The organism is Streptomyces sp. NRRL F-2664 (assembly GCF_000719345.1).
Classification (GTDB): Bacteria; Actinomycetota; Actinomycetes; order Streptomycetales; family Streptomycetaceae; genus Streptomyces.
In genome coordinates, this window is record NZ_JOFX01000200.1 from 1 (window position 1) to 1,505 (window position 1,505).

The following is a 1,505-nucleotide window of genomic DNA, read 5'->3' on the forward strand; positions in this document are numbered from 1 at the left end:
CCCCGCACGCCTCTACCACCCCGAAACCGGCCGCTTCACCACCCGCGACCCCCACCCCACACCCCTCAACAAATACCAAGCCTTCGCAGCCAACCCCATAGAACACACCGACCCCACTGGAAACCTACAGCTCAAACTCAAGTATCGCGCCCGCCAGGAGAATCCAGATCCTGAGGAGGGCCCAGCAAAGCAACTTAACTCCCGACGCCCTCCTGCTCAAGTAATCCGGCACCGCACAACGCTGCATGATCCACAAGCCTCAGTTCAGAGCCTACCTTCCCCGCCAAAGAAAGACCGTACGGCTCCAATCCAGGTATACGGCAGTACGCCGCAGAAATCACGTCTCTCTGCACAGGTGCAGTCCGTGCCTGTATCGGATGAGCCATTGCGCTTGTCCATGCTTTTACAGACGGCCCGATCCCCGGAGGAGGAACAACTAGCATTAGGTCACAAAGTGTTGAGCAATCAAGCCGGGTCTGAGCCGCTGATCAATATGAGGGTTGACACGCGCCTCCCGCGCTCGATCCAAAGGGTGCCTGAAGTAAGATTTACGATGCGGGACCCGCAGTTCTTGAATCCATGGTCTACTCGAACGCCATATCTTGACATGCCGGGCGAGCTTGATCGGGGGGGGCGGAATCTAGAGCGGCCTGGCAACTAACTCTCACCCGATTTGAGCTGTCTCGCTTGCCAACCGGTGACAATCAGGGGTTTTAGCCCCCGGAAGGATGATGTTCATCATGGAGAGCATGGGGAAGAAGAGGCAGCCGCGTCCTCGCCGCTCGTTCATGCAAGGGTTCACCGCAGAGATCGTCGAACTGTGCCGGCGTGTGACCGCTCGGTCGGCCAGGTCGCCACGGACTTCGATCTGACCGGGACGGCGGTGCGGGACTGGGTCCGCCAGGCCCAGGTCGACGCGGGTGAGCGTGAGGGCCTGACCAGCAGTGAACGCGAGGAGCTTGCCGCGCTGCGGCGGGAGAACCGCAGGCTGCGGGAGGACGTGGCGGTCCCCAAGCGTGCGACGGTGGGTTCAACCCGTCAGCGCACCGCCTGAAGATCTTGGTGTTGGTCTGCTGGTGGAAGGGGTTTCGTGGCTCGGTTGGGACGTCCTGGGCTGTCGGATAACTCGATGTCCTGCACGCCCTCGTGGAGTGGGTGACGATGCTGATCGTCACCCGGGAGGGGGAGCGGAAGTGCAAGCTGCCGCCGTCTCAGCGGGCCCTGGTCGCACCGGTGCATTACGCAAGAACGACACCCTGAGACCGGCTCGCGGCCGGATTCGGTATCGCCCTGGGAACCGCCCGCGCCCATGTTCACGCTGTCGTGCAACACCTGGCGGCCAAGGCACCGGGACTGACCGCGGCCCTGAGAACGGCCGACGCCCGGTATGCCCTCCTGGACGGGATCCCCGCCGAGTGTGGCCGGTCCGGCGACGGACGCGCGCACTACTCGGGCAAGCACCGGCGGCATGGGGTGAACCTTCGGTGGTGACGGCCCCGGACGCA

The 1,505-nt window shown here is 63.3% G+C and carries 2 protein-coding genes and 1 pseudogene; all 3 read left to right on the forward strand.

Annotated features, from left to right (window positions below; translation table 11 throughout):
- Positions 1-661 (forward strand): RHS repeat-associated core domain-containing protein (locus tag IF89_RS50080; RefSeq protein ID WP_199820645.1); only part of this gene is annotated, 661 nt, incomplete at its 5' end.
- A 159-nt stretch (positions 662-820) separates the two neighbouring features.
- Positions 821-1,054: a transposase gene (locus IF89_RS46745; RefSeq protein ID WP_078628787.1), complete on the forward strand. Its 234-nt coding sequence runs from the start codon at positions 821-823 to the stop codon at positions 1,052-1,054.
- Positions 1,055-1,161: 107 nt separating this feature from the next.
- A pseudogene (locus IF89_RS48800) lies at positions 1,162-1,485 on the forward strand (helix-turn-helix domain-containing protein); the annotation flags it as partial.
- Positions 1,486-1,505: the final 20 nt, after the last annotated feature.